Origin of the sequence: Staphylococcus carnosus (genome assembly GCF_900458435.1) — a bacterium.
GTDB lineage: Bacteria > Bacillota > Bacilli > Staphylococcales > Staphylococcaceae > Staphylococcus > Staphylococcus carnosus.
Genome location: NZ_UHCT01000001.1, coordinates 951161 through 976881, shown reverse-complemented (window position 1 = coordinate 976881; position 25721 = coordinate 951161). Strand labels below are relative to the sequence as shown.

Here is a 25721-nt window from a genome sequence, read left to right as displayed (position 1 = left end):
GAATGAGCATTCAAAACTGAATACAATATGTCACGTTAATCCGTCAGTTTCTGTTGAAACTGTTCCGTATATATCCTTAGAAAGGAGGTGATCCAGCCGCACCTTCCGATACGGCTACCTTGTTACGACTTCACCCCAATCATTCGTCCCACCTTCGACGGCTAGCTCCTAAAAGGTTACTCCACCGGCTTCGGGTGTTACGAACTCTCGTGGTGTGACGGGCGGTGTGTACAAGACCCGGGAACGTATTCACCGTAGCATGCTGATCTACGATTACTAGCGATTCCAGCTTCATGTAGTCGAGTTGCAGACTACAATCCGAACTGAGAACAACTTTATGGGATTTGCTTGACCTCGCGGTTTCGCTGCCCTTTGTACTGTCCATTGTAGCACGTGTGTAGCCCAAATCATAAGGGGCATGATGATTTGACGTCATCCCCACCTTCCTCCGGTTTGTCACCGGCAGTCAACTTAGAGTGCCCAACTTAATGCTGGCAACTAAGCTTAAGGGTTGCGCTCGTTGCGGGACTTAACCCAACATCTCACGACACGAGCTGACGACAACCATGCACCACCTGTCACTTTGTCCCCCGAAGGGGAAGACTCTATCTCTAGAGCGGTCAAAGGATGTCAAGATTTGGTAAGGTTCTTCGCGTTGCTTCGAATTAAACCACATGCTCCACCGCTTGTGCGGGTCCCCGTCAATTCCTTTGAGTTTCAGCCTTGCGGCCGTACTCCCCAGGCGGAGTGCTTAATGCGTTAGCTGCAGCACTAAGGGGCGGAAACCCCCTAACACTTAGCACTCATCGTTTACGGCGTGGACTACCAGGGTATCTAATCCTGTTTGATCCCCACGCTTTCGCACATCAGCGTCAGTTGCAGACCAGAAAGTCGCCTTCGCCACTGGTGTTCCTCCATATCTCTGCGCATTTCACCGCTACACATGGAATTCCACTTTCCTCTTCTGCACTCAAGTTTTCCAGTTTCCAATGACCCTCCACGGTTGAGCCGTGGGCTTTCACATCAGACTTAAAAAACCGCCTACGCGCGCTTTACGCCCAATAATTCCGGATAACGCTTGCCACCTACGTATTACCGCGGCTGCTGGCACGTAGTTAGCCGTGGCTTTCTGATTAGGTACCGTCAAGGTGCGCATAGTTACCTACGCACTTGTTCTTCCCTAATAACAGAGTTTTACGATCCGAAGACCTTCATCACTCACGCGGCGTTGCTCCGTCAGGCTTTCGCCCATTGCGGAAGATTCCCTACTGCTGCCTCCCGTAGGAGTCTGGACCGTGTCTCAGTTCCAGTGTGGCCGATCACCCTCTCAGGTCGGCTACGTATCGTTGCCTTGGTAAGCCGTTACCTTACCAACTAGCTAATACGGCGCGGGTCCATCTATAAGTGACAGCAAAACCGTCTTTCATTGCAGAACCATGCGGTTCTGCATATTATCCGGCATTAGCCCCGGTTTCCCGGAGTTATTCCAGTCTTATAGGTAGGTTACCCACGTGTTACTCACCCGTCCGCCGCTAACGTCAGAGGAGCAAGCTCCTCGTCTGTTCGCTCGACTTGCATGTATTAGGCACGCCGCCAGCGTTCATCCTGAGCCAGGATCAAACTCTCCATAAAAGTTATGATTTGTTTGACTAGCTCATAAAAACTAATTTGTTTTAAAACGTCCTAAGACGTTTGTTAATTTGGAATTAACGTTGACATATTGTCATTCAGTTTTCAATGTTCATTTAAATTATTCAATGGAGCGGGTGATGGGAATCGAACCCACAACATCAGCTTGGAAGGCTGAGGTTTTGCCATTAAACTACACCCGCAGATGCGTCTCCCTTAATGATATTTGATGCGGCCGAGAGGACTTGAACCTCCACGGGATTTCTCCCACTAGGCCCTCAACCTAGCGCGTCTGCCATTCCGCCACGACCGCTTGGGTTTGCTAATCATTAAGAAAAAATATTTGTTATTTTCACAACGTATTTTATTTTAACACCTTTGTAATACATTGTCAACACTTTTTTAAAACTTTTTATAAGTTCTTAAAATTTGTCTTGAAATTTTAATCCCGTTTTTTTAGGACATTTACTATCATATAACATACATCATACAAAGTCAACACTTTTATCAATCTTTTTTTTGATTTTTTTCAAGAGTGCTTTATATATATTCTAATAACACAAAAGAACCTGCAATACTTAACAACTTCTTGTATCACAGATTCTATATTCTAAACTATTTTATATGTTTGTGCAAGTGTAATTTTCCTTTACACTTCCCACACACCATTTTTCTCGTATTTACTTTTCTGATCCTTTTAAACGTTTCTCCGCAACCAAGACACTTATAAATATAGTTTGCACGTTCTTCATAGTTTTCAATGGCAGCGCAGAATCTCGGTGCCCCTACTTTTTGACTTAATTTTTTAAAATCTGCATCTTTATGCTTATAACCTTTTCTCTGTATATGAAGATGGTAATGGCATAATTCATGTTTGATGATATCAATTAAAGCAGTTTCGCCAAATTTTTCAAATTGCTTAGGATTAATCTCTATATCATGAGATCCCAACAAATATCGACCACCAGTTGTTCGAAGCCTAGGATTAAAATACGCTGTATGTTTAAACGACAAGCCGAAATCAGATTCAGAAATACTTTCAGTCAATTTTTGTAGTTTAATATTATCCATTATTTCATCATTCATTCGGATTAATCATTGTTAATGAAACTTTATTCTTCTGTGCATCTGCACTTAATACCCAAACATCAACAATATCTCCTACATTTACAATATCCATCGGGTTCTTCACAAAGCGCTTAGATAATTGAGAAACATGTACAAGGCCATCTTGTTTTACTCCGATGTCCACAAATGCCCCAAAATCAACGACATTTCTAACCGTTCCACTCAATTTCATTCCTTTAGTTAAATCTTCAATAGATAAGACATTAGATTTTAATATCGGTGTTTCATATTCATCACGCGGATCTCTGTTTGGTGCAACTAATGCTGCTACTATATCCTCTAATGTAGGAACACCCACATTTAATTTCTCTGCAGCAGTTTGTATATCTAAATCACTAAGTTTATCTTTTAATAATTTACTGCCGATATCCGCTTCTGTCAGTCCCTCTTCTTTCAACAATTGATACGCAACTTCATAACTTTCTGGATGAATCGCCGTGTTATCAAGCGGTTCTTTTCCATTAACAATACGTAAGAAGCCAATACTTTGTTCAAAAGTTTTAGGTCCTAGACGTTTAACTTTGCTGATTTGTTTATGATGTGTCAAAGCACCATTTTCTTCTCGATAAGCAATAATGTTCTGTGCAATTTGTGGAGATAAACCGGCTACGTGCTGCAATAATGATTGTGAAGCAGTATTCACATCCACCCCAACTTGGTTAACAGCTGTTTCAACTACGAAATCCAATGCACTTTCAAGTGATTTTTGATTCACATCATGTTGGTATTGACCGACACCTATTGATTTAGGGTCAATTTTTACGAGTTCACTTAAAGGATCTTGAACGCGGCGTCCGATAGAAACTGCACTTCTCTCTTCCACTTGGAAATCCGGGAATTCTGCACGAGCAACATCTGAAGCAGAATATACTGAAGCACCCGCTTCATTAACAATAATAAATTGCACGTCTAAATGATGTTTTTGTATTAAATCTGCAATAAATTGTTCTGTTTCTCGACTTGCCGTTCCATTACCAATTGCAATTAAACTTACATTATAATCATTAATGAATTGAAGAAGCGTATTTTCAGCTTCCTTTGTTTTCGATACTGGTGGATGTGGATACATCACACCTTTTGCCACAAAAGAACCGAACGGATTTATTACTGCCAGCTTACAACCAGTTCTAAAAGCAGGGTCTACACCTAATATTTGTTTTCCTTTAAGTGGAGGTTGTAATAGAAGATGTTTTAAATTGACACTAAATACTTCTATCGCGTGTGTTTCTGCTTTTTCAGTTAAATCCGAACGAATTTCTCTTTCAATAGAAGGCATTATCAAACGTTTCAAACTATCTTTAATTGCTTCTTTAATATAACGGGCACCTTCATGATTATTTTTCACTTCTTGTCTTTCTATATCTTGTTCAATTTTCTCTGTATCCATTTCAACTTTAATAGAAAGTACTTTTTCTTTTTCACCACGGTTCATTGCTAAAATTCTATGATTAGCAATCTTATTGACAGGTTCAGAGAAATCATAATACATTTCAAATGTTTGTTTCTCATCTTCAGCTTTTTTCTTTTTCTGGGTTGTAATAAGCCCTCTTTTTAATGTATCATTTAAAATTTTATTTCGATATTTAGGATTATCAGAAATCCATTCAGCAATAATATCTTGTGCACCCGACAAGGATTCTTGTACGGTAGTTATCTCATCATTTATAAATTGTTCAGCATAAACTTCAGGTTTTTCATTTATCTCAGATTGTTTTAACCATTTAGCTAAAGGTTCAAGGCCTTTTCTTTTCGCCTCTGTTGCTCTTGTTTTCTTTTTTTGTTTATATGGACGATATAAATCTTCGACACGCTGTAATTTAGTTTGCTTTAAAATATCTGCTTTCAGATCATCAGTGAGCATACCTTGTTGTTCTATATTATGTATCACTTCTTCTTTTCTTTTCTGTAATTGTTCCATATAGTGATACTCATCAGCAATTTTTTTAATTTCAACTTCATCTAATCCGCCTGTACGTTCTTTACGATAACGCGCAATAAAAGGTACTGTGTTATTCTCTTCTAATAAAGAAAGAACAGCCGTAATTTGTTTTTTTGAAAAATTATATTGTTGTTCTATCGTTTTAATCAATTGCGAATCCAATGTCTCCACTCCTAATTATTAATACATCAATTTTATCACAAATCACAAATTAGGACTGAAACACTATATAGTGTTTCAGTCCTAATTTAACTTGATATTTAATTCAACTTATTTTTTCGCGGCTTGCTGCAACTTCTTAATTGCATTACGCTGCAAACGAGATACATGCATTTGACTTAAACCAATACGTTCACCAGTTTCTTTTTGGCTTAATCCTTCAATAAATGTACATTGAATGATTTCTCTTTCTCTATCCGTAAGAATTGGTAAAATTCTCTCTAGAATCATACGTTTTTCAGTTAAGTCATAGCCGCCTTCTTGTTCACCCATGATATCTAACAAGGTAACTGTTGAACCATCTTTATCCGCTTCAATTGAATGATCAACACTCAAAGCATTATAACTTTGTCCCATCTCCATCGCTTCTAATACTTCTTCATCCGTTACTTCTAATCTTTCGGCAATCTCACTAATTGATGGCGAACGTTCAAGTTCGTTAGTTAATTCATCTGTAGTTTTTTTAATTCTTGGTCCGATTTCTTTAATTCTTCTTGGAACATGAACACTCCAAGTCTTATCTCTTAAATATCGTTTGATTTCACCTATCACAGTAGGCACCAAAAAAGCCTCAAACTTTCTTCCAAAGTTGATATCGAAACGATTAATCGCTCCAATTAATCCCACCATTCCTACTTGTACTAAATCTTCATGATGTGATTGACCTTTGGAATACTTAAATGCTAAAGATTCAATCAACTTTTGATAATGTTTAACGAGCTTATCTTGGGCGTCTGTGTTTTCATCATTTTGATGTTGTCTAATCCACTCATTGATTTGTTCAGGTGAAATATCGTTAACTGATTTCGACTCTTTCGCCATTATTTCGCACCTGCTCTTTTTTTATATACTTAATCATACTTATCGTTACGCCATTATCTTTGTTGACTTTTACTTCATCCATTAATGATTCAATCAAGAATAACCCTAAGCCGCCTTCTCTTAAGAAATCAATATTCTCATCTTCTTGATAAGGGCCTAACTCTTTCTTCTTCTCTTCGTAATCAAAGCTTTGGCCTTGATCAGAAACTACAACTCTAATTTTATCTTCATAAATTTCGAAACACAAATAAATAGCAGCATCGACATCTTCACCTTTATAAGCATGTTTTACTGCATTAGTAACTGCTTCGCTAACTGCGATTTTTGCATCTTCAATATCATCATATGAAGCCCCCGCACGAGAAAATACACCTGATAAAGTTAAACGAATCAAGCTGACATATTCAGCTTCTGCAGGTAACTTCATTTCAATTACATTCCGCTTGGCTTGCATGTCATTCTACCTCCGATCCTTCATTTACGTGCATCAAGTCGCTTAAACCAGTAATTTCAAACAAACGGCTGATACGATCTGAAGCGCCGATAATATATAGTTCTTTGTCATTTTGGTTTAAAGCTTTTAATGTACCCACGAATAAGCCTAATCCAGTTGAATCCATATAACTAACATTTGCCAAGTTGACATGTACATCATGTGTACCTTCTTGTTTAATTGGAGTTAATACTTTTTCCAAATCTGGAACTGTGTATACGTCTAACTCTCCTCCAACTTTAATCTCGTAATAATCGTCATATTTTTGTGTCTCTATATTTAAGTTCATTAAGTGTTACACTCCAGTCTGTTCATATTTCAATCACTCATATACCCTTTGTTAATAGGGTTTAATCATTTTTTGTTAATTTACACGCTTAATAATTAAAATCGTCAAATCATCGCGTTTCCCCGACTTTTGTATGCCAAGTAATTCTTCATACAATAATTGAACAATATCTTGAGGATGCAAGTCTTTATATTTATGTATGAAATCAAGCAAGTAATCAATATCGATAAACTTACCATTTTCATCACGTATTTCTGTCACACCATCTGTAAAAATAATAATTAAATCATTTAAGTAAATAGGGATTTCTTGTTGTTTATAGCGCTCAAGTTGTTTGACACCTAATACACGTCCTCTGACGTCAATTTCTTCAAACTCATCTTGTTCGGCTCTAAATACATATCCGGGTTCATGACCAGCCGAACTGCAATAAAGCAAGTGATTCATTTCTTCATAAAGACCATAAAACATTGTCACAAACATATCTTGATTGACATTTTTTTCCACAACGCGGTTTAAACGTTTTAATCCATCACTTGGTAATTGTGAATGACCATATGAATCCATACCGAACTTGATCATACTCATTGCTAAGGCAGCTGGAATCCCTTTCCCAATTACATCAGCGACAGCAAAACTCATCGTTCCATCTTTATGATCAATCAGATTAAAATAATCACCGCTTACTTTTTGGGCAGCAACAGAAATCACCCCGATTTGAATACTGTCGAATTGAGGAATTTCTGTTTGCAGCATGGTTTGTTGTAAACGAGAAGCTAAATCCATTTCTTTATCATGATAGTACAACTTATCAACTAATTCTTGATAGTCCTTATAACTGTATCCATAAGTTTGAGCAATCGTTTTTAAAATTTCTAAAGACATTAAAATCTGCTCTCTAGATAAATCCAATTCACTTGCACACGCTTTATGGATGTCCAGTACATTTTCAGCATGAATGTGTTTTTCTAAAATTTCTTGTCCGAAATCTTTGAATTGATTAAGCACAGCTTGCTTATTATAGGACTCTACATATAATTGCAACATTCGCAAATATTTTTCTTTAAATTCTTCCACTTGTATCGTCCTTCTTTCTGAATTCTCTTCTTAAATCTTAATTACAAAAGGGATAGACACCTTATCACAGTATTTGCTCAATGAAAAAGTCCGGCCTCTATTATATTTTTTATGTAAAAAAGAGGCAAAAATCAATATCAGCATCTCTAGGAACGCCATATTACACTATATTGATAGTCGAGCAATAAAGTCATACGTGTACCATAAGCTGAAATTGTTTCTCTGCCTCTTTAAACGTTTGGTTCAGGCTATACTAAGTGTGCAAGTCTGAACAAAGTTGTAAGGCAGACATCTACATCTTGCCTCAACCTTTTGTAATTTAATTGTGTCGTTTAAACTTCAATTAATTGCGATGTGTCAAGCCTAAGCTGATTTGAATCGCATTATCAATTTCTTTCATCTTTTCGTCTGATAAATATGTCAGTTTTTCTTTAAGTCGCTTTTTATCGACTGTTCTAATCTGTTCAAGTAATATAACAGAATCTTTGTCCAATTTATATTTACTTTTTTCAATTTCAACATGAGTAGGAATTTTTGCTTTATTAATCCGTCCAGTAATTGCTGCCACAATAACTGTCGGACTATACTTATTTCCAGTGTCATTTTGTATAATTACAACAGGCCTAACTCCCCCTTGTTCAGAACCTTGCACTGGTGATAAATCAGCTAAGTAAACATCGCCTCTCCTCATCATTCATCCTTGTCAAAAGCTAAATATGATTCATTGCAATCACAGGCTTCACATTCTACTGAAAATGCCTCCGTTGCGAGGGAGAGATTTAAGTCAGCCATCTGTGCATAGCCTTCTTTCAGTGACTGTTCTAAACTATAACTTCTATTCTGATTAAAAGTTGACATGAGTAAGACCTCCAAGAATTAAAGAAATACTAATTTAATATTCAAACTTATAATAACAAATTTCAAAATACCTGACCATACTATTTTTGCAATTCGTTAACAATATCAAATACTTTTTCTGGTTCATAAATTCTTGGAACACGTCTTCCGATACGGCAAAGCACTTCATAATTAATGGTTTGCTGCTGTTTCGCGTGTGATAATAATGATTGCGGACCGCTATGTTCACGATTTAATAAAGTTACTTTATCTCCGACATTAATGTCTTCATTTTCAGGTAATGCAATCATCATCTGATCCATGCAAACACGGCCGATAATCGTGCATTGCTGTCCATTCACTTCCACATTTGTACCTTGCATCATTCTTGGGAAACCATCTGCATAACCAACAGGTAAAATCGCAATTTTTTCAGATTTTTCTGCGGTATAAGTGGAACCATAACTTACAGTGTCTCCTATGTTCAAATACTTAATATCTACAATTTCAGTTATCCATTCTGCACTAGGATACAATTCAGCATTTGTCTGTTCTTCAACATATTCAGATGGATAGTAGCCATATAAAGAAATACCAGTTCGTACCATGTTGCAAATAGGTGCATCAAACAAAATCGTACCTGCAGAATTTTGAGCATGAACATACGATGGATGCGGGATTGTGTCCACCCAATTTTCAAAAATTTCATATTGCTCTTTTGTATGTGGACTATCCTCATCTGCTTGTGCAAAATGCGTAAATACACCTTCAAAAATCAAATGCTCATGTGACTGTATCAAAGCTACTGTTTTTTGATAGTCTTCTGCTGATTTTACACCTAAGCGTCCCATACCTGTATCGATTTTGACATGCAGCCATAAATCCTTTTCTAAGTCTTCATCAAGATATTTAATTGCTTCATTTAACCATGCATATGAAGGTACTGTTAAAGCAACACGATGCTGAATTGCTTTATTGATGTCTTTAGGCATTACAACGCCTAAAATTAATATTTTCGTATCAATTCCGTGCATTCTTAATTCAATTGCTTCATCCAAAGTGGCAACAGCGAAAAATTCAGCACCATGTTTTTTTAAATAATGGCCTACATTTACACTGCCCATTCCATATGCATTCGCTTTGATAACCGGCATAACTGTTTTATTAGGTTGTAATTTGCCTAGTACTTGATAGTTTTTTAATATTGCTTCTAAATCTACCTTAAGATACGTAGGCCGATAAAATTTATCCGCCATGATCTTCAACTCCTTTATTTTAAACCGTCTCTTTCGGTTTAATTCAACAATACTGCTATTATATTACATTTTCTCAAGAATCACCTGACTCGCGGCATAATTTTCAGTGTGTGTGATACTTACATGTACTTTAAACCCTTCATATCGAATATAAGGACGTCCCAATTCATCATTTTGACAATTAATATCTTGGAAACTTACATGCTTTCCTAACCCTGTGCCTAATGCTTTGCTGAATGCTTCTTTACATGCAAAGCGTCCTGCTAAGAATTCAGCCCGCCGTTGTTCATGAGAAAAACTTTCAAATTTAGTTAATTCATCTTTACTCAAAATGCGCTCAGGCAACTTTTTTTGACGTTCCATCAAAGTTTTAATCCGACCAATTTCAATCAAGTCGATTCCAATACCATATATCAACTTATTCACCTACTTCTAATTCTTCACTTATATTTAATGAAGAATGTTTGATATTATCCATAATTTGTTGAGCTGTGGTTTTGTCGATTAATAAAATTTCCGCATTACCGCCAGCTGTCGAAAGATTCAAAGTCGCAAGTTGATATTTGCGCATTAGCCATCCTTCTTCTATATCTACATTTTGAATACGAAACAAAGGAATTTGCAAATGTTTTACAAACCACATGCCTTCTTGAACGGTAATAGCATGTGTTTTCAATAAATAACCATGTTGTCGATTCATTAACCATGGACGTAATAAGCAATCCCAAATAATTTGCAACAAAATAAGCCCTGCTACAATAATACAAGTAATTTTAAAAGGTGTATTGCTAAGCCAATGCAACCACACATGTTCAATTACTAATGCAGCAATTAAACATACCGCAATGATAACCGTTCGTATTATCGCACCGATAACCAACACTCTTTTCCCTTTAGAAGACATGCGATTAAGTTTCATAATTTCTCTCCTTCAAGTACCATATTTTCAGTTCATCTGCTTCATTATTTTGAACGAAGCGCAAACCTATGTTTAGACTCCCTGCACCTTTTGCTGTAATAAAATTAAAATGTGCAAGTTCTGCTTTTTTTAAAAATGGATTTTGCCTTTTCTCAAAACCAACAAGTTTATTTTTCTTTGTATAGTAATAACGCGTCCGAACTAATTGGGAATGTTTCAATGTCAATTCATCAGATGAAATAAGCAATCCTGAATACTTCACAGTTATAATACTGTTAATAATTACAAGCACTATTAATAATAAAGCAATTACTAAAGACCAGACATTCCAAAAATAATTCCCTGCTATTCCAGCAATAAGAATGATTCCTACAATGATTTGAGCATTACGACGAATGCCGCCTTTAGGCAATCCTGTTTCAACAGATTGAAACTTTAAAGATGGTACTAAATAATGTAGCATGTCATATGCATTTTTTCTTTTCATAAAAGGCAATATGACAACTTCGCCAGAAGCATTTTCACTTTCCATTTTATTCACTCCATCACTTGTAATCACAAAATAAATCGTTGTATACCCAATCAATCTACGTAAAAATGATTGCTTTTCAACAACAGCTTGAATGCGTATTGTAGGGACTGTCAGACTTTTCACATTAAATAACCCATACCTAATTTTTAATTGGTGATTCTCTTCTTTTAATGTATAACCATAATATCTTGTGAATTCAATAATTACCCCAATGATGTAAGCTATCAGCAAACCGATTATAATAAGTAATGATGTTACGATATAAGCTGCTTGAGCAATATGCTGAAATTGATTAAAAATACGTTCCCAAGGTATGACACTTTGAAAACTTCCTAGGATGGGCATAATTGTTAATATTGCAAGCACAATAGAACCGCTTGTCAATGACATTAAAGTTAGTTCTTTTAAAGTTAAACGGAAAATTGTTTTTTGATCTTGATTATATTCTGCATTGATTGGTCCTTCTTCATTCTCAGTAACAATATCATCTGCTGCATCAATTGTATTTTGAACCTTTTTAATTTGTTGTTCGATATATTCACTCTGTGCCTTAGATACTATTTCAAGCTTTATACTGTCACTTGGTACTTTTATTTCTAAAATTAAACCACCAAACAATCTATTAACGATGTCTTGAGAAGTATCGACAGATTGTATACGTTGTATATCTAACTCTTTTCGCTTTTTATTAAATACACCATATGTAACGATGAAATGATTATCTTCAATCCAATACCTAGTTGTAAAAACTTTTGCAGCATTGATAATAAATGAAGCTATAAATAAAATAAGCAAAAAGCCAGGCCAAAGGTACTGTTTTAAATCAGCAAAATGAAAATCTTTAATATTAATAAAGAACAAAATTATGACAATGAAATTTTGTTTTATTGTTTTAATTAAACCTGACAAATATGAAATCGGATGTAACTTTTGTGGTTTAAACATCTGCATCTACCTTTTCTAAGTAATTCATACAATATTCTTCCATATCTTTTGTTGTACTTTTGTCGATTAAAGGAAGGACAATTTTATGTCCCGCCGTCACAATATGATTTTTACATAACCCGAATCGATTTAATAACGGTCCTGTTTTACGCTCTAAATATTGCACTCTGTCCAATTTAATGACTGCTTCTTTTTTAAAAAAGAAGGTGTTAATAATCATGATGTGGTTATCTTTAAGAGTGAAATATCTATGATGGTATAAAATCCATGGTTGTACTGCAAAAAACAACAATTGCAGCAGTAGTAATATACCAACACTATATATAACCCACGGTGACCAATTAAAATAATAAGAAAAGATGCTGAAACCTAGAGCTATTATGAAAACAATCAAAAATCTTAGAGTGAAACTTAAATAATAGTAACCTAAGACTATTCTAGGACTTTGCTGTCGAGATTCCATTAAGTTGCCTCTCCTATCATAAAATATTTATACATATAGTTATATTCTAACAATAACCGAAACAAATTTGGAGAATTTTATAATTTTGTTTTTAAAACAAAAAAGCACTGATTCGATAGTTTCGAATCAATGCTTTTCATCATTTATATAACCAACCAACTATTTTTGCATGTCTGCAAATGTACGTCCTTTAATTGGTTTTTTATGATCTTTTTTATCGTTTTTAAATTTCTTGCCACCGTTGTTTTTACCGCCTTTATTACCTTTACCGCGACGGTTTTTATTATCAAATTTATTATTTGAACGTTTATTAGGTTTGCCGCTTCTACGTGGTCCTTTTGAGTTATGACGGCCACCTTTACGCGCAAGCGGTTTTTCAAATGTTAATTGTACTTCTACTTCATCATTAGCTTCAACTAATTCTTGTAATAAAGCTGATACAAGTTCTACATCATTATATTCATTTAACAATTGAGAAGAAATATCTTGTAAACGTTCTGAATGTTCTTGAGACATCCATTTTTCAACTTTTTCTTTAATGTCATTTTCACGTGCACGTAAAACTTCTTTACGATGCGGCGGACGTAAAGCTCTCATGCGACGGTCATTTGTTTGTTCGATTTGACGGATATAATCCATTTCAATCGGATTCACAAATGTAACAGCGATACCTTTTTTACCAGCACGACCTGTACGACCAATACGGTGTGTGTAACTTTCAGTATCTTGAGGAATATCGAAATTGTATACATGGCTGACACCTGAAATGTCTAATCCACGTGCAGCAACATCTGTTGCAACTAAAATGTCGATTTGATCATTTTTGAATTTTTTCAATACTTCTAAACGTTTTGCTTGAGTGATATCACCATGCAAGCCTTCTGCTTTATAACCTTTAGAAATTAACGCACTAGTCAACTCATCTACACGACGTTTTGTACGACCGAATACAATCGCCAATTCAGGTTGATGTACATCTAAGAAATTAGTAAATGTTTCAAATTTCTCTAATTCTTTTACAATTGTATAATACTCATCAATTTGAGGATCTGACATTTCGTTATTCATTGTTTTAACAATTTTTGGTGATTTCATAAATTGTTGAACAAGTGTTTGAATTGCTTTCGGCATAGTTGCCGAGAACAACATTGTTTGTCTGTCTTCAGATGGTAAGTGATCCATAATAAATCTCATATCATCAATGAATCCCATGTTCATCATTTCATCCGCTTCATCAATGATCAATGTTTTAATATCGTCAGTTTTCAAAGTACGACGATTTAAATGGTCAATCACACGACCTGGTGTACCTACAACAATTTGCGGACCTTTTTTCAATGCTTTAATTTGACGTCCAATCGGCATACCACCGAATACTGTCGCAACTTGGACACGTTGTCCACGACTGAATGCTCTTAATTGTTCTGCAACTTGCATTGCCAATTCACGAGTCGGAGCTAAAATTAACGCTTGTACGCCTTCTTTATCTACTACTTTTTCTATTAATGGGATACCGAATGCCCCTGTTTTACCAGTACCTGTTTGCGCTTGTCCTAAGATATCTAATCCGTGTAAAGCGTAAGGGATACTATCTGTTTGGATTGGAGTCGGTTCTTCAAAACCCATATTACCAAGTGTTTCTGCAGTTTTATCTGAAACACCTAAATCTTTAAATTTTTGCAAATTAATTCTCCTTTATATATGGTCGAGACGACTTTGATGATCGTGTGCTCTTCAATTCGGTCGATATACGTCATCTATAAGCTTACCTTTTATCTAAAAAATGATAAAAAATGAGCGGTCAAATTTCAAATATTTTCGTTATTTTCATAAGAACTCTAATAACGACGAGCACCCGCCCCCACCTTGTCTTTAATTTTCATCAACTTCTATATAATACCACCTAGCGCCTATTATAGCAACGAAGCAATTTTCAATGTTAATATAAAAAAGTTAGTAAAATGATATGAATTACTGTAGTTAAAGCTATTATCATCTTACTAACTTATATTTATAATTTTTTTAATTGTTGTGAATTAAAGCATCTGAGACCTCTTCTAATTTCATACCCCGAGACCCTTTAATTAAAATTTCATCTTCTGCTTGTGCATGTTGTGTAATGAATTCAATCAATTCATTTTTATGATTGAAGTGGTGCGCTTCATCGACGTTAGCTTTACCATTTTCATAAATATGAACCGCTTCATCACCGAATGTTAATAAAAGGTTAATGCCTTTGTCTTGTAAATAATCACCAACTGAAGCATGCATTTCAGCACTATTTTCACCTAATTCTAAAACATCCGCTAAAATCAGGATTTTACGTCCATCCATTGCCGCTAAAGTATCAATTGCAGCTTTCATACTCGTAGGACTTGCATTATAAGCATCATTAATAACTGAGATATTTGAATCCGTACGATGTAATTCCATACGCATACCTGTCAATTTTACTTTTGAAATATTTTCTTGAATTTCTTCATAAGAAAGACCAAGTATTTTTCCAATTGAAATCGCGATAGCAGCATTACGCATATTATGTGTACCTAAAATCGGTATTTGGTAATGTTCGTTTGTATTTAAGGTAAAAGCTATGCCCATCGCATCGTGTTGTTCAACGCTGCATACAACACTGTTATCTTGTGCGAGTCCGATACTAATAGCTTCTGTATCTTTCAAAGTATCAACATGCGGTTTTAATAAAGGTTCATCACCATCATAAATAAAGACGCCGCCTGGTTTTAAACCTGACACAATTTCAAATTTAGCGCGTGCAATACCTTCTCTTGAACCTAAATCTTGCATATGTGATTCACCGATATTAGTAATCACTGCAATATCAGGATGTGCAATTTCTGAAAGTAATTCAATTTCGTGGAAACCAGACATTCCCATCTCTAAAATAGAGATTTCTGTATCTTCATCCAGTTGTAAAATGGTAAGCGGCATACCAATTTCATTATTATAATTTCCTTGTGTTTTTTTCACTTTGAAAGCTGGTTTCAACACACTTTCAATCATATCTTTAGTTGTTGTTTTACCATTCGATCCTGTCACTGCAATGACCTTTGGATTAACATGCTTTAAGTATGCTTTGGCTAATTCCTGCAAAGCCAATAATGTATCATCGACCCAAATAATAGGTCCCTCTATCTCATGATCAGGTTTAGCATCATTTTGATAAAATGCTGCACCTGCGCCATCTTCTAAAGCTTGTTCAACAAATCGATGGCCATCTGTATTTTCACCTTTGAACGGAACAAACAAGTTGTTTTCGTCTATATTTCTAGAGTCGATTGATACACCGTGTATTTTATGTTGTAAATATTGATCGTCAATTTCACAGGGAATCCATTCTTTAATTTGTTTTAAAGTTACATCAATCATAAAAGCACTACCTTAATCAATTTTGTATTTATTCTTTTGTTTTTCAACATGTTTTTCTTTAGCAAGTTCAATTAATTTTGTAATCAAGTCTGCATAAGATAAGCCCATGTTTTCCCATAAACTTGGATACATGCTGTATTGTGTAAATCCTGGCATTGCATTCGTTTCATTGATAAAGATTTGGTTATCTTCTGTCACAAAGAAGTCTGCACGTAAAAGTCCTGAACAATCTGTTGCTTTAAATGCTTCAGCAGCCATGTTGCGTAAAGTTGTTTGAACTTCAGAATCTAACTCTGCTGGAATTGATAATTGTACTTTTCCATCTAAGTATTTAGATTTATAGTCATAGAAAGCGACATCTTTAACCACTTCTCCTGGTTGTGTTGTTTCTGGATAGTCATTACCTAAAACAGCGACTTCGATTTCTCGTGCTTCAATACCTTGCTCAATCACTAATTTTCTGTCGAATTGGAACGCTTCTTCAATACCAGATTTTAATTCCTCTTCGTTATTACATTTGCTGATTCCGACACTTGAGCCTAAGTTAGCTGGTTTTACGAACACTGGGAATTCAAGTTTGTCTTTAACCAATTTTAAAATATTGCTTTGATATTTTTCATATTCACTTCTTAAGAAGCTGACATAAGGAAGTTGCGGTAATCCTCTATGAGCAAATAATTGTTTCATCACTAATTTGTCCATTGTACTAGAAGCGGCGAGTACACCATTTCCTACATATGGTAAATCTAATACTTCGAATAAACCTTGAATTGTACCGTCTTCTCCATTTGGACCGTGTAGCAATGGGAATACTGCTGCATATGGCTGACCTGAACTGCTGTTAGTGAGCAAGTTAGAAATTTCACCTTCTTCAACTTCCTCTAGACGTAAACTATCTACATCTTCCACATTTTCAGTAATGTCATCTTTTTTCTTCCAAGCTCCATCATTTGTGATATAAATGATATCGACTTGATAGTCATCTTTATTGATTGCATTTAATACATTTTGCGCAGTTAAAATGGATACATCGTGTTCTGCGCTTTTTCCACCATAAATGATGCATATGTTTTCTTTAGCCATATTCTTTCCTCCAAACGCATTGTTAAACTTTATTTTATCACGATTTCAAATCAGATTGCATGTGATAACTGGGTAAATTTGAATTCACAAATTTTTAATAACCGATAGACTATATATAGGTACAGCTTAAATCGCAAATATGCTATAGTTTGAGTTATAATGATTTTTTAAATTATTAACAACGATGATTCTATCTTTTTAAATAAAGGTATATACTTAAGAAAAAAGAAATAGCAATTTAAAAGGGGAACTTACCAATGAAAGCAACACGTCAAAAGCCCAGCAAATCATGGCTGCGGCGTATCGATTGGGTACTGATCGGCATTTTAATTGTTATGGCTGCTATCAGTGTATTGTTTATTCAATCTGCTATGGGTGGCGGTCAATATAGTTCTAACTTCAGTATCCGTCAAATTTTATATTACATACTTGGTGGCATTATTGCCTTTGCAATTATGTTAATTTCACCTAAACGTATCATGAAATACACTTATACATTGTATTTCATCATTTGTATCCTATTAATAGGATTGCTGGTTTTACCAGAAACACCTATCACACCGATTATAAACGGCGCGAAAAGTTGGTATAGTTTCGGACCAATCAGCATCCAACCTTCTGAATTCATGAAAATCATCTTGATTTTAGCTTTAGCCAAAATTGTATCGAGACATAATAAATACACGTTTAATAAGTCATTAGAATCTGATTTCAAACTCTTTATGAAAATTATTTTAGTCTCTGCTTTACCAATGGTACTCATACTATTGCAAAATGACTTAGGAACTACTTTGGTTTGTCTCGCGATTATCGTCGGCGTTTTAATCGTCAGTGGTATTACTTGGAAAATTTTAGCACCTATTTTTCTTACAATCATGTTTGTAGGCGGGTTCTTTATTCTTTCCATTATATATAAGCCTTCCTTGATAGAAAGCGGCTTCGGCATCAAAACGTATCAGTTAGGTCGTATTGCGTCATGGCTTGATCCGTATGCATATAGTTCTGGTGATGGTTACCACCTGACTGAATCATTAAAAGCAATTGGTTCAGGTCAATTATTCGGTAAAGGTTTAAATCACGGTGAAGTGTATATACCAGAAAACCATACCGACTTTATTTTCTCTGTCATCGGAGAAGAGTTCGGTTTTATAGGAGCAGTTGCTGTTATTATTGTCTTCTTAGTTTTACTTTTCCATCTTGTAAGATTAGCAAGTAAAACAGACAGTATTTACAATAAAACATATATTATCGGCTTTGTATCATTAATTTTGTTCCATGCCGTACAAAATATGGGTATGACCATACAGTTACTTCCTATTACTGGTATCCCGCTTCCATTCATCAGTTACGGAGGAAGCTCGCTTTGGAGTTTAATGGTTGGTATTGGTATTGTGTTATCTATCTATTACCATCAGCCTACACCTTATCAACCTGATCTGTTACGATCAAAATCAGCTAATCCAAGTAAAAATTAAAAAAACAGGTTATCAGAGCGAAACATTCTTTAGAATGTTTTCTGATAACCTGTTTTCAATTTAAAATAAAATTATTTTAATTTTGGTGTTGCTACGGATGTATTGGGTAACGTGTGCATAATCTCTAAGCGTGATTTAGTTTTCTTAATATTGACACCGAGCGAAGACAATAATTGAACGACATTACGTAATTTATCTGTACTTTTATTCATTATGTTCACCCCATCTTCGAATTACTTATATATAAGTTACTTTCATTCTACCCTAAAATATATTCATTTACTACATTATTTTTGTAAATTTTTCTGGTATTTAACTTTTTGAAGTCGCAAAGCATTGAGCACTACAGAAACTGAACTGAAAGCCATCGCTGTTCCGGCTATCCATGGCGCTAATAAACCGAACGCTGCTACTGGGATGCCTATTGCATTATAACAAAATGCGAAGAACAGATTTTCTTTGATATTTTTCAATGTTTTCTTACTCATATCAAGCGCAATATCTACTTTTTGGATATCTCCGCCGACAATCATAATATCGCCCGCTTCGATTGCGATATCAGAACCAGTGCCCATTGCTAAACCAATATTACTTTTAGCTAATGCAGGTGCATCATTAATACCATCGCCTACCATCATGACATTCTTGCCTTCATCTTGCAGACGTCCAATTTGGTTTGCTTTATCATCTGGTTTAACGCCAGCGATTACATGTTCAATACCTAATTCAAAAGCAATCGATTCAGCTGTCGTTTGAGTGTCGCCGCTCAGCATAATAATGTCATATTCATCACGTAATTGATGGATAAGGTTTTTAGCAGTTTCTTTAGGCTCATCACGTAAAGCAATCATACCCGCAAATTTTTTATCAATCGCTGCTAATACAACAGTCGCACCTTGTTTTTGCAATCCTTCAATTTCTTCTTCTATTTGATTATCCCAATTATCTAAAACAGGCTTAATAAAACTAATAGATCCAATTTGGATTTTTTGTCCGTTAATTTCACCGCTTATTCCATTACCTGCATGTGTTTGATAGTGTTCAACCGGAACAGATGGTGTATCTGCATAGTATTCAGTAATTGCTTGAGAAAGTGGATGTTCTGATTGTTGTTCCATACTTTTTACTAAAGTTCCGAACTGTTGATTATCCGTATTATCAATGACTTTATAGACAGTTGGGTGCCCTTCTGTTAAAGTACCTGTTTTATCAAAAACTATTGTGTCTACATTTTGAGTTTGCTCTAATGATTCTGAAGATTTGAATAATACACCGAGTTCAGCTGCACGTCCAGATCCCGCCATAATTGATGTCGGCGTCGCAAGACCTAATGCGCAAGGACAAGCAATAACTATTACCGCAATGAAGACCTCTAAGCTAGATTGAAAATCAAGTGGTGTAATTAAACTGAACCAAACTATAAATACAATCAATGCGATAATTAATACCGTCGGCACAAAAATACCGGAAATTTTATCTGCTAATCGTTGAATATTAGGTTTTTCACCTTGTGCTTCTTCCACAATACGAATAATTTGATTTAAAACTAAATCATCGCCTGTTTGAGTGACTTTTACTTTAATAAAGTTTCCATGATTGAGCGTTGCACCAATCACTTCATCATCTTTTTCTTTATCAACTGGAATACTTTCTCCAGTCAGCATAGATTCATCTATACTTGTGTTACCTTCAATAATTTCACCATCTAATGGAATATACTCACCGCTTTTAACAAGCAAGATATCTCCTTTTTCAACTTGGTCAACAGGAACTTCTACCGCTTCACCATTTCTTTCAACACGTGCTTCTTTAACTTGCAGCGATAGTAATTTATTTATTGCATCACTCGCATGACCTTTAGCTTTAGCTTCAAAGTATTTTCCTAATAAAATTAATGTAATTAAGACAGCACTTGTCTCAAAGTATAAAGGAATATGCGATTCACCATAATGAATAATGGCTAAATAAATACTATAAAAATAAGCTGCTGAAGTACCTAGGGCAACAAGCACATCCATGTTGGCACTTTTATTTCTCAGTGAACTGTAAGCACCTTTATAAAATTGCCAACCTAGAATAAATTGAACAGGCGTCGCTAAAATGAATTGGAACCACGGTTGCACCATAAAATGAGGTAACGGCAAGAAACTTAGAAAACTAAAATGCCCCACCATGGTATAAATAAGGGGTAAAGATAGAATAAGAGATATGATGAATTTGTATTTTTGCTTATCTAATTCTTTTTTCTTTCTTTTTTGTGTTTCTTCAGCGGTCTCAATCGCAATGGGTTCATATCCTAAATTTTTTACTTTTTCAAAGATTTCATTTATATCGATATCATTGCCCTTAAAATCAACCGCTGCTTTTTCGGTTACCAAATTGACATTGGCACTATCAACACCTTCAGTTCTATTTAAAACGCGCTCTATCCTTGCAGAACATGCGGCACACGTCATACCTGAAATTTTAAATTCCGCTTTTTCCAACATCCTCACTCCTTATACCCTATAATGGTATATTTCGTTTTAAAAATAAAGGCAAAGTTCTTTTTAAAATAGAGAACTTGCCTATTTATGTTATTCAACTTATTTTACGACGTCATATCCAGCATCATAAATTGCTTTTTCTATTTCAGATAATACATTAGCTTCGCCGTTAAATTTCACATCTACTGTATCATTTTCCGGACTTGCATTAACGTTATCAACACCTTCAATGTTACCCACTGCTGATTCAACCGCTGATTTACAATGTCCGCAACTCATACCTTCAACTTTTAATTGTTTCTCTTCCATTTATAAACACTCCTCTAATTTAATATTTGATAACCTGCATCATAGATTTCTTTTTCAAGATTATTGAGATTTACAGGTGTTTCATAACTGATTCTGACTTCATTTGAATCCATATCCACTTGCACTGCAGATACACCTGTCATTTCTATAAGATGTTGATGCAATTTATGCTGTTCTTCTTCAGTTTCCATTCCATCAATTTTAATTACACTATTTTGCATGACAGTCTCCTTTAATCTTTAATCAATTTTTGAACGGTAACAAGCAATTCTTCCATCGCTTCTTCAGCGTGACCATCCTCAACTTTATGCATGATACAACCTTTCATGTGATGATCAAGCAATCGTACTGCCACACTGTTCAAAGCTGAACGTGTTGCACGGATTTGTGTGAGTACATCATCACAATATACATCCTCTTCAATCATTCGGTTAATTGCTCTGACTTGTCCTTCAATTCGATTGAGTCGTGCTTTCAAGTTGGATTTGATTTGTTCTGAATGGTGCGCTTTATCATTTTCGGTCATTTTATAACCCCCGTTCGTGTAGCTTTCAACACCATCATATACCCTAGTGAGGTATACGTCAACCTATACCTATTCTGTTTTAGCTGTGTTACAATAAAAAGCATTAACAACAATATTAGCCGGGTAAAAACTCGTTGTTTATTGATAATTCGGAGGTTTAAGACATGTATTATCTTGAATTGCTGCTGCAGCAAACAAACCTGGTTTTCAATATTATCTTAATTGCACTATTTATTTTGAACTTATTTTTCAGCTTTACAATTGTTTTCTTAGAACGGAGATCTCCTGGTTCAATTTGGGCCTGGCTGTTCGTTTTAGCTTTTTTACCTATTTTAGGATTCATTATTTATCTCTTATTCGGCAGACAAATTCAAAGAGAGCATATTTTCAAAATCAATGAAGAAGATAAAACAGGATTAGAAATGATTGTTCAAGAACAAGCTGAAGCGTTAAAGAATGATGAATTTTCAAAAGGAAATCATGTCATTGTCAAACACAAATCTATGGTTCAAATGCTGCTTTATAATAATTCAGCTTTCTTAACCACTGATAATGCTTTGACGATTTATAATGACGGTAAAGAAAAGTTCGAAGCTTTGATTCATGATATTGAAAATGCACAATCCTATATTCATATCGAATATTATATTTTCCGTAATGACATTCTAGGCAAACGCATACTTAAAGCATTGGAAGACAAATTAGATGAGGGCCTTGAAGTAAAAATGCTTTACGATGACATGGGTTCTAGAGGTTTAACTTTAAAAGACTTTGATGAATTCAGAAAAAAAGGCGGACAAGTTGAGTCTTTCTTCCCTTCTAAATTGCCATTAATCAATTTCCGTCTTAATTACCGCAACCATCGTAAAATTGTAGTGATTGACGGTGTTATTGGTTATGTAGGTGGTTTTAATGTCGGAAAAGAATATCTGGGTATGTCTAAAAGATTCGGATATTGGAGAGATACGCACCTTCGTATTGTAGGAGATGCAGTTAACGCGTTGCAGCTTAGATTTATTTTAGATTGGAATTCGCAAGCCAAACGTCACAATATTACTTATTCAGATCGTTATTTCCCAGATATTGATACAGGTGAATCGACTGGTATTCAAATTGCTTCAAGCGGACCTGATGAAGATTGGGAACAAATTAAATACGGTTATTTAAAAATGATAACCTCTGCTAAAAGATATATTAAAATCCAGACACCTTATTTTATTCCAGACCAAGCCTTTTTAGATGCTGTTTCTATAGCTGCTTTAGGTGGTGTTGATGTAACAATTATGATTCCGAACAAACCGGATCATCCATTTGTTTATTGGGCTACTCAAAAAAATGTAGCCTCATTGCTTGCTTCTGGTGTTAAAATTCATCATTATGAAAATGGCTTTTTACATTCTAAAATGATGGTCATTGATGATGAAGTGGCGAGTGTCGGCACAACAAATATGGATCATCGAAGCTTTACGCTTAACTTTGAAGTGAATGCTTTTATTTATGATCAATCTACATCTATTCAATTGAGTGAACAGTTCAATAAGGATTTAGAAAAGAGTTCACAGTTCACTCTTGAAAAGTATAAAAATCGAAGTCTTTGGGTGAAATTTAAAGAAGGCATATCTTACCTCATTTCACCTATTTTGTAGTAGTAAAGGAGCCTAGACGTTGAAATGAATCAATATCAACAATTAAAAGAAGCAGAAAAATATATGAAGTCGCATCATAGTGATGATGCGACTGGACATGACATAGAACATGTGATGCGTGTTGTAAAAATGGCGTTATTCATAGCAGAACAAGAAGGCGGCGGTAATCCTTACATGATACAAATGGCTGCCTTATTGCATGATACAGTGGATTCAAAACTAACAGATGAAAGTAAAGCTTATCAAGATTTGGATACGTTTTTAGATAAAATCGATGTGTCAGCTCAAATGAAGGATAAAATTTTAGAAATCATAGAACATATGAGTTATAGAAGCGGTAAGAATAATGATATTGAAATGTCTCGCGAAGGTTATATTGTGAGAGATGCAGACCGTTTAGATGCTATTGGTGCAATTGGCATTGCCCGCACCTTCCAATTTGCTGGTCATTTTAATGAACCTATGTGGGTTGGAGAAATACCTGATAGTATTTCTGGAGAATATGACTTAGATGATTATTCTCCTTCAGCAATCAAACATTTTTATGATAAACTTTTTAAATTGAAAGATTTAATGCATACTGAAACAGCACAAGCTATTGCTGAAGAACGCCATCGCTTTATGGAATATTTCGTTGCTCAATTCTTTAAAGAATGGGATTTCACAAACTAAATTGAAAGTTTTTTTGAATTAGTATTGCCCCTATAAAGTTTCACTTTTTAAGTGCCAGCTTTATAGGGGCTTATTTTATCAATCATTTTATTATTTTAAGGAATGAGCCATTATGATATCAGTTTGTGTTTCATCACCCATTTGGAATTTATGTTCTGTAACTTTTTTAAAACCTGAGCGTTTATAAAATTCAATTGCCTTTTTATTTTTTTCCCATACTCCCAACCAAACACTCTTCTTATTTTCGTCAACGGCAAAATTAATTGCAAAGTTCATTAGTTTTTTGCCATATCCGTAGTTTTGATAATTTTTCAAAATATAAAGTCTTTCTATTTCTAAAGAATCTGATGCAATGTCTTCAGTTTGTGCTGAACCCACATTTAATTTTAAATATCCTACGACCTTATCATTGTCGTATAAAAAGTAAAAATATGAGTTGGGGTGTTCTAATTCTCGTTGTAATTTATCATAGGTAAAAGCTTTATTAAGATAATCTTTCAAATTGTCTGGATGATTCATTTCTCTAAAAGTATCATCAAATGTTCTAAAACTGATTGTTTGTAATTCTTTAATATCGTCAGTTGTTACTTTAACAATTTTCATTTTTTGCCCCTCCTATAAAATAACCCTTTTCAAATTTATTCCCTATTTCATCGAAAATAAAGAAAATCAGCTGCAACTTTTATATTACAACTGATCCTCTTTACGATCGATTATTTTTTCTTTTTATTTTTCTTAGATACAACTTTTGCACCTTTAGAATTACCTGAACCGCCGTGTTCTTTTTCATAGGCAGCTATCATTGGCGCTACTTCTTCTTTCGCTTTTTTAGAATAATAAGCATTAGCAATGTATGTTTGTACAATCAAGAATGCCGCACTCACTGACCAATATAAACCAAGTGCAGCTGCAGAGCTTAATGAAACCCAAATGATCATGATTGGAGAAATAATCATCATCATGTAACTCATTTGTTTTTGCTCTGGAGGCATGCTGAATGTAGATACATATGCTTGTAAAAAGTATAAAACACCCGCAATCACTGTTATCCAAATATCAGGTTTTGCTAAATTGAACCATAAGAAATGAGAATGCTCAGTAATGCCGCCTGGTGATGGGTATTTTAATACAAAGAATAATCCCATGATAATCGGCATTTGAATCAGCATCGGCAAGCATCCTAACATGCTTTGCATTGGATTCATATCATATTTCTTATAAACTTCCATCATTTCTTGGTTTGCAGCCATTTTATCTTCTTGTGTACGTGCACGTTGTACTTTTTCTTTAACTGCATCCATGTCTGGTTTTGCAATTATCATTTTCTCACGCATCATATGACTATTTTTATAGTTTGATAACATAAATGGCAATACGATAATACGGATAGCGAGTACCAATACGATAATTGCTAATCCATAATCGTTATTAAAACTAGCACCTAGCCAGTGGATTATGTTATCCATATTTTTTACAAATGTATTATAAAAAAAGCCTGTGCGATTCTCAGGTTTTGAGTAATCACAACCAGCAAGAAAAACCATAATCCCTAAAAGCAAAGGTAATAATGCTTTTTTCTTCATTTTTCC

General features: G+C 34.9%; 26 protein-coding genes, 2 tRNA genes and 1 rRNA gene. 3 read left to right on the top strand and 26 right to left on the bottom strand.

What is annotated here, in order from left to right:
* Nucleotides 1-80: 80 nt before the first annotated feature.
* From DYE31_RS04530 to DYE31_RS04440, 19 genes are all read right to left on the bottom strand, one after another.
* Nucleotides 81-1632, bottom strand: a 16S ribosomal RNA gene (locus tag DYE31_RS04530).
* A gap of 126 nt (nucleotides 1633-1758) precedes the next feature.
* A tRNA-Gly gene (locus DYE31_RS04525) sits at nucleotides 1759-1832 on the bottom strand.
* A gap of 27 nt (nucleotides 1833-1859) precedes the next feature.
* Nucleotides 1860-1942: transfer RNA gene (locus DYE31_RS04520), tRNA-Leu, on the bottom strand.
* Nucleotides 1943-2244: 302 nt separating this feature from the next.
* Nucleotides 2245-2700 (bottom strand): SprT family protein, encoded by a 456-nt coding sequence (locus DYE31_RS04515; protein ID WP_015900813.1) that lies wholly within the window; start codon nucleotides 2698-2700, stop codon nucleotides 2245-2247.
* Nucleotides 2701-2707: 7 nt separating this feature from the next.
* Nucleotides 2708-4858: a Tex family protein gene (locus DYE31_RS04510; RefSeq protein WP_015900814.1), complete on the bottom strand. Its 2151-nt coding sequence runs from the start codon at nucleotides 4856-4858 to the stop codon at nucleotides 2708-2710.
* A 108-nt stretch (nucleotides 4859-4966) separates the two neighbouring features.
* Nucleotides 4967-5737, bottom strand: coding sequence for an RNA polymerase sigma factor SigB (gene sigB, locus DYE31_RS04505; protein WP_015900815.1), 771 nt, complete (start codon nucleotides 5735-5737; stop codon nucleotides 4967-4969).
* Nucleotides 5712-6191, bottom strand: a complete 480-nt coding sequence (gene rsbW, locus DYE31_RS04500) for an anti-sigma B factor RsbW (RefSeq protein ID WP_015900816.1) — start codon at nucleotides 6189-6191, stop codon at nucleotides 5712-5714. Before rsbW ends, sigB begins: the two co-directional genes overlap by 26 nt.
* Nucleotide 6192: 1 nt before the next feature.
* On the bottom strand, nucleotides 6193-6519 hold the full coding sequence (locus tag DYE31_RS04495) for an anti-sigma factor antagonist (protein WP_015900817.1): 327 nt from the start codon (nucleotides 6517-6519) through the stop codon (nucleotides 6193-6195).
* A 75-nt stretch (nucleotides 6520-6594) separates the two neighbouring features.
* Nucleotides 6595-7596, bottom strand: a complete 1002-nt coding sequence (locus DYE31_RS04490) for a PP2C family protein-serine/threonine phosphatase (protein ID WP_015900818.1) — start codon at nucleotides 7594-7596, stop codon at nucleotides 6595-6597.
* Between the two features lie 343 nt (nucleotides 7597-7939).
* The gene (locus DYE31_RS04485) at nucleotides 7940-8290 is read right to left on the bottom strand and encodes a type II toxin-antitoxin system PemK/MazF family toxin (RefSeq protein ID WP_075140914.1); all 351 of its coding nucleotides are present in this window, start codon (nucleotides 8288-8290) and stop codon (nucleotides 7940-7942) included.
* A complete protein-coding gene (gene mazE / locus DYE31_RS04480) occupies nucleotides 8287-8454 on the bottom strand; it encodes a type II toxin-antitoxin system antitoxin MazE (RefSeq protein WP_015900820.1) in 168 nt (55 codons plus the stop codon). Before mazE ends, DYE31_RS04485 begins: the two co-directional genes overlap by 4 nt.
* An 80-nt stretch (nucleotides 8455-8534) precedes the next feature.
* Nucleotides 8535-9689, bottom strand: a complete 1155-nt coding sequence (alr, locus tag DYE31_RS04475; RefSeq protein ID WP_015900821.1) for an alanine racemase — start codon at nucleotides 9687-9689, stop codon at nucleotides 8535-8537.
* A gap of 63 nt (nucleotides 9690-9752) precedes the next feature.
* Complete coding sequence (gene acpS / locus DYE31_RS04470) at nucleotides 9753-10106, bottom strand: holo-ACP synthase (protein ID WP_015900822.1); 354 nt, start codon at nucleotides 10104-10106, stop codon at nucleotides 9753-9755.
* A gap of 1 nt (nucleotide 10107) precedes the next feature.
* Nucleotides 10108-10608, bottom strand: coding sequence for a PH domain-containing protein (locus tag DYE31_RS04465; RefSeq protein WP_115314364.1), 501 nt, complete (start codon nucleotides 10606-10608; stop codon nucleotides 10108-10110).
* Nucleotides 10598-12085, bottom strand: coding sequence for a PH domain-containing protein (locus DYE31_RS04460; protein WP_015900824.1), 1488 nt, complete (start codon nucleotides 12083-12085; stop codon nucleotides 10598-10600). The genes DYE31_RS04465 and DYE31_RS04460 overlap by 11 nt, the downstream gene beginning before the upstream one ends.
* Entirely contained in the window at nucleotides 12078-12548 is a 471-nt protein-coding gene (locus DYE31_RS04455) for a PH domain-containing protein (protein ID WP_015900825.1), read from the bottom strand. Before DYE31_RS04455 ends, DYE31_RS04460 begins: the two co-directional genes overlap by 8 nt.
* Nucleotides 12549-12707: 159 nt before the next feature.
* Complete coding sequence (cshA, locus tag DYE31_RS04450; RefSeq protein WP_015900826.1) at nucleotides 12708-14231, bottom strand: degradosome RNA helicase CshA; 1524 nt, start codon at nucleotides 14229-14231, stop codon at nucleotides 12708-12710.
* 339 nt (nucleotides 14232-14570) lie between these two features.
* On the bottom strand, nucleotides 14571-15935 hold the full coding sequence (locus tag DYE31_RS04445) for a UDP-N-acetylmuramoyl-tripeptide--D-alanyl-D-alanine ligase (protein ID WP_015900827.1): 1365 nt from the start codon (nucleotides 15933-15935) through the stop codon (nucleotides 14571-14573).
* Nucleotides 15936-15947: 12 nt separating this feature from the next.
* A complete protein-coding gene (locus DYE31_RS04440) occupies nucleotides 15948-17018 on the bottom strand; it encodes a D-alanine--D-alanine ligase (protein WP_015900828.1) in 1071 nt (356 codons plus the stop codon).
* Between the two features lie 257 nt (nucleotides 17019-17275).
* On the opposite strand from DYE31_RS04440, the gene DYE31_RS04435 reads away from it, so the two are divergent.
* Nucleotides 17276-18493, top strand: coding sequence for an FtsW/RodA/SpoVE family cell cycle protein (locus tag DYE31_RS04435; protein WP_015900829.1), 1218 nt, complete (start codon nucleotides 17276-17278; stop codon nucleotides 18491-18493).
* 71 nt (nucleotides 18494-18564) lie between these two features.
* On the opposite strand, the gene DYE31_RS12735 is transcribed toward DYE31_RS04435, so the two are convergent.
* The 5 genes from DYE31_RS12735 to csoR form a co-directional block, all read right to left on the bottom strand.
* Nucleotides 18565-18705 carry an Lmo0850 family protein gene (locus tag DYE31_RS12735; protein WP_167313208.1) on the bottom strand — a complete coding sequence of 47 codons (141 nt, stop codon included), beginning with the start codon at nucleotides 18703-18705 and terminating at the stop codon, nucleotides 18565-18567.
* Nucleotides 18706-18780: 75 nt separating this feature from the next.
* Entirely contained in the window at nucleotides 18781-20982 is a 2202-nt protein-coding gene (locus tag DYE31_RS04430) for a heavy metal translocating P-type ATPase (RefSeq protein WP_015900830.1), read from the bottom strand.
* Nucleotides 20983-21078: 96 nt separating this feature from the next.
* Complete coding sequence (locus tag DYE31_RS04425) at nucleotides 21079-21288, bottom strand: copper ion binding protein (protein ID WP_015900831.1); 210 nt, start codon at nucleotides 21286-21288, stop codon at nucleotides 21079-21081.
* Between the two features lie 14 nt (nucleotides 21289-21302).
* Nucleotides 21303-21509 carry a putative copper chaperone CsoZ gene (gene csoZ / locus DYE31_RS04420; RefSeq protein ID WP_015900832.1) on the bottom strand — a complete coding sequence of 69 codons (207 nt, stop codon included), beginning with the start codon at nucleotides 21507-21509 and terminating at the stop codon, nucleotides 21303-21305.
* A gap of 11 nt (nucleotides 21510-21520) precedes the next feature.
* Nucleotides 21521-21814 (bottom strand): copper-sensing transcriptional repressor CsoR, encoded by a 294-nt coding sequence (gene csoR / locus DYE31_RS04415; protein ID WP_015900833.1) that lies wholly within the window; start codon nucleotides 21812-21814, stop codon nucleotides 21521-21523.
* Between the two features lie 164 nt (nucleotides 21815-21978).
* On the opposite strand from csoR, the gene cls reads away from it, so the two are divergent.
* Complete coding sequence (gene cls / locus DYE31_RS04410) at nucleotides 21979-23460, top strand: cardiolipin synthase (protein WP_015900834.1); 1482 nt, start codon at nucleotides 21979-21981, stop codon at nucleotides 23458-23460.
* A 24-nt stretch (nucleotides 23461-23484) separates the two neighbouring features.
* Nucleotides 23485-24132 carry an HD domain-containing protein gene (locus DYE31_RS04405; RefSeq protein ID WP_015900835.1) on the top strand — a complete coding sequence of 216 codons (648 nt, stop codon included), beginning with the start codon at nucleotides 23485-23487 and terminating at the stop codon, nucleotides 24130-24132.
* A 90-nt stretch (nucleotides 24133-24222) separates the two neighbouring features.
* Here the strand turns inward: DYE31_RS04405 and DYE31_RS04400 are convergent, their stop codons facing one another.
* Nucleotides 24223-24735 carry a GNAT family N-acetyltransferase gene (locus tag DYE31_RS04400; protein WP_015900836.1) on the bottom strand — a complete coding sequence of 171 codons (513 nt, stop codon included), beginning with the start codon at nucleotides 24733-24735 and terminating at the stop codon, nucleotides 24223-24225.
* A gap of 110 nt (nucleotides 24736-24845) precedes the next feature.
* Nucleotides 24846-25715 (bottom strand): membrane protein insertase YidC, encoded by an 870-nt coding sequence (gene yidC, locus DYE31_RS04395; RefSeq protein WP_015900837.1) that lies wholly within the window; start codon nucleotides 25713-25715, stop codon nucleotides 24846-24848.
* Between the last annotated feature and the right edge of the window lie 6 nt (nucleotides 25716-25721).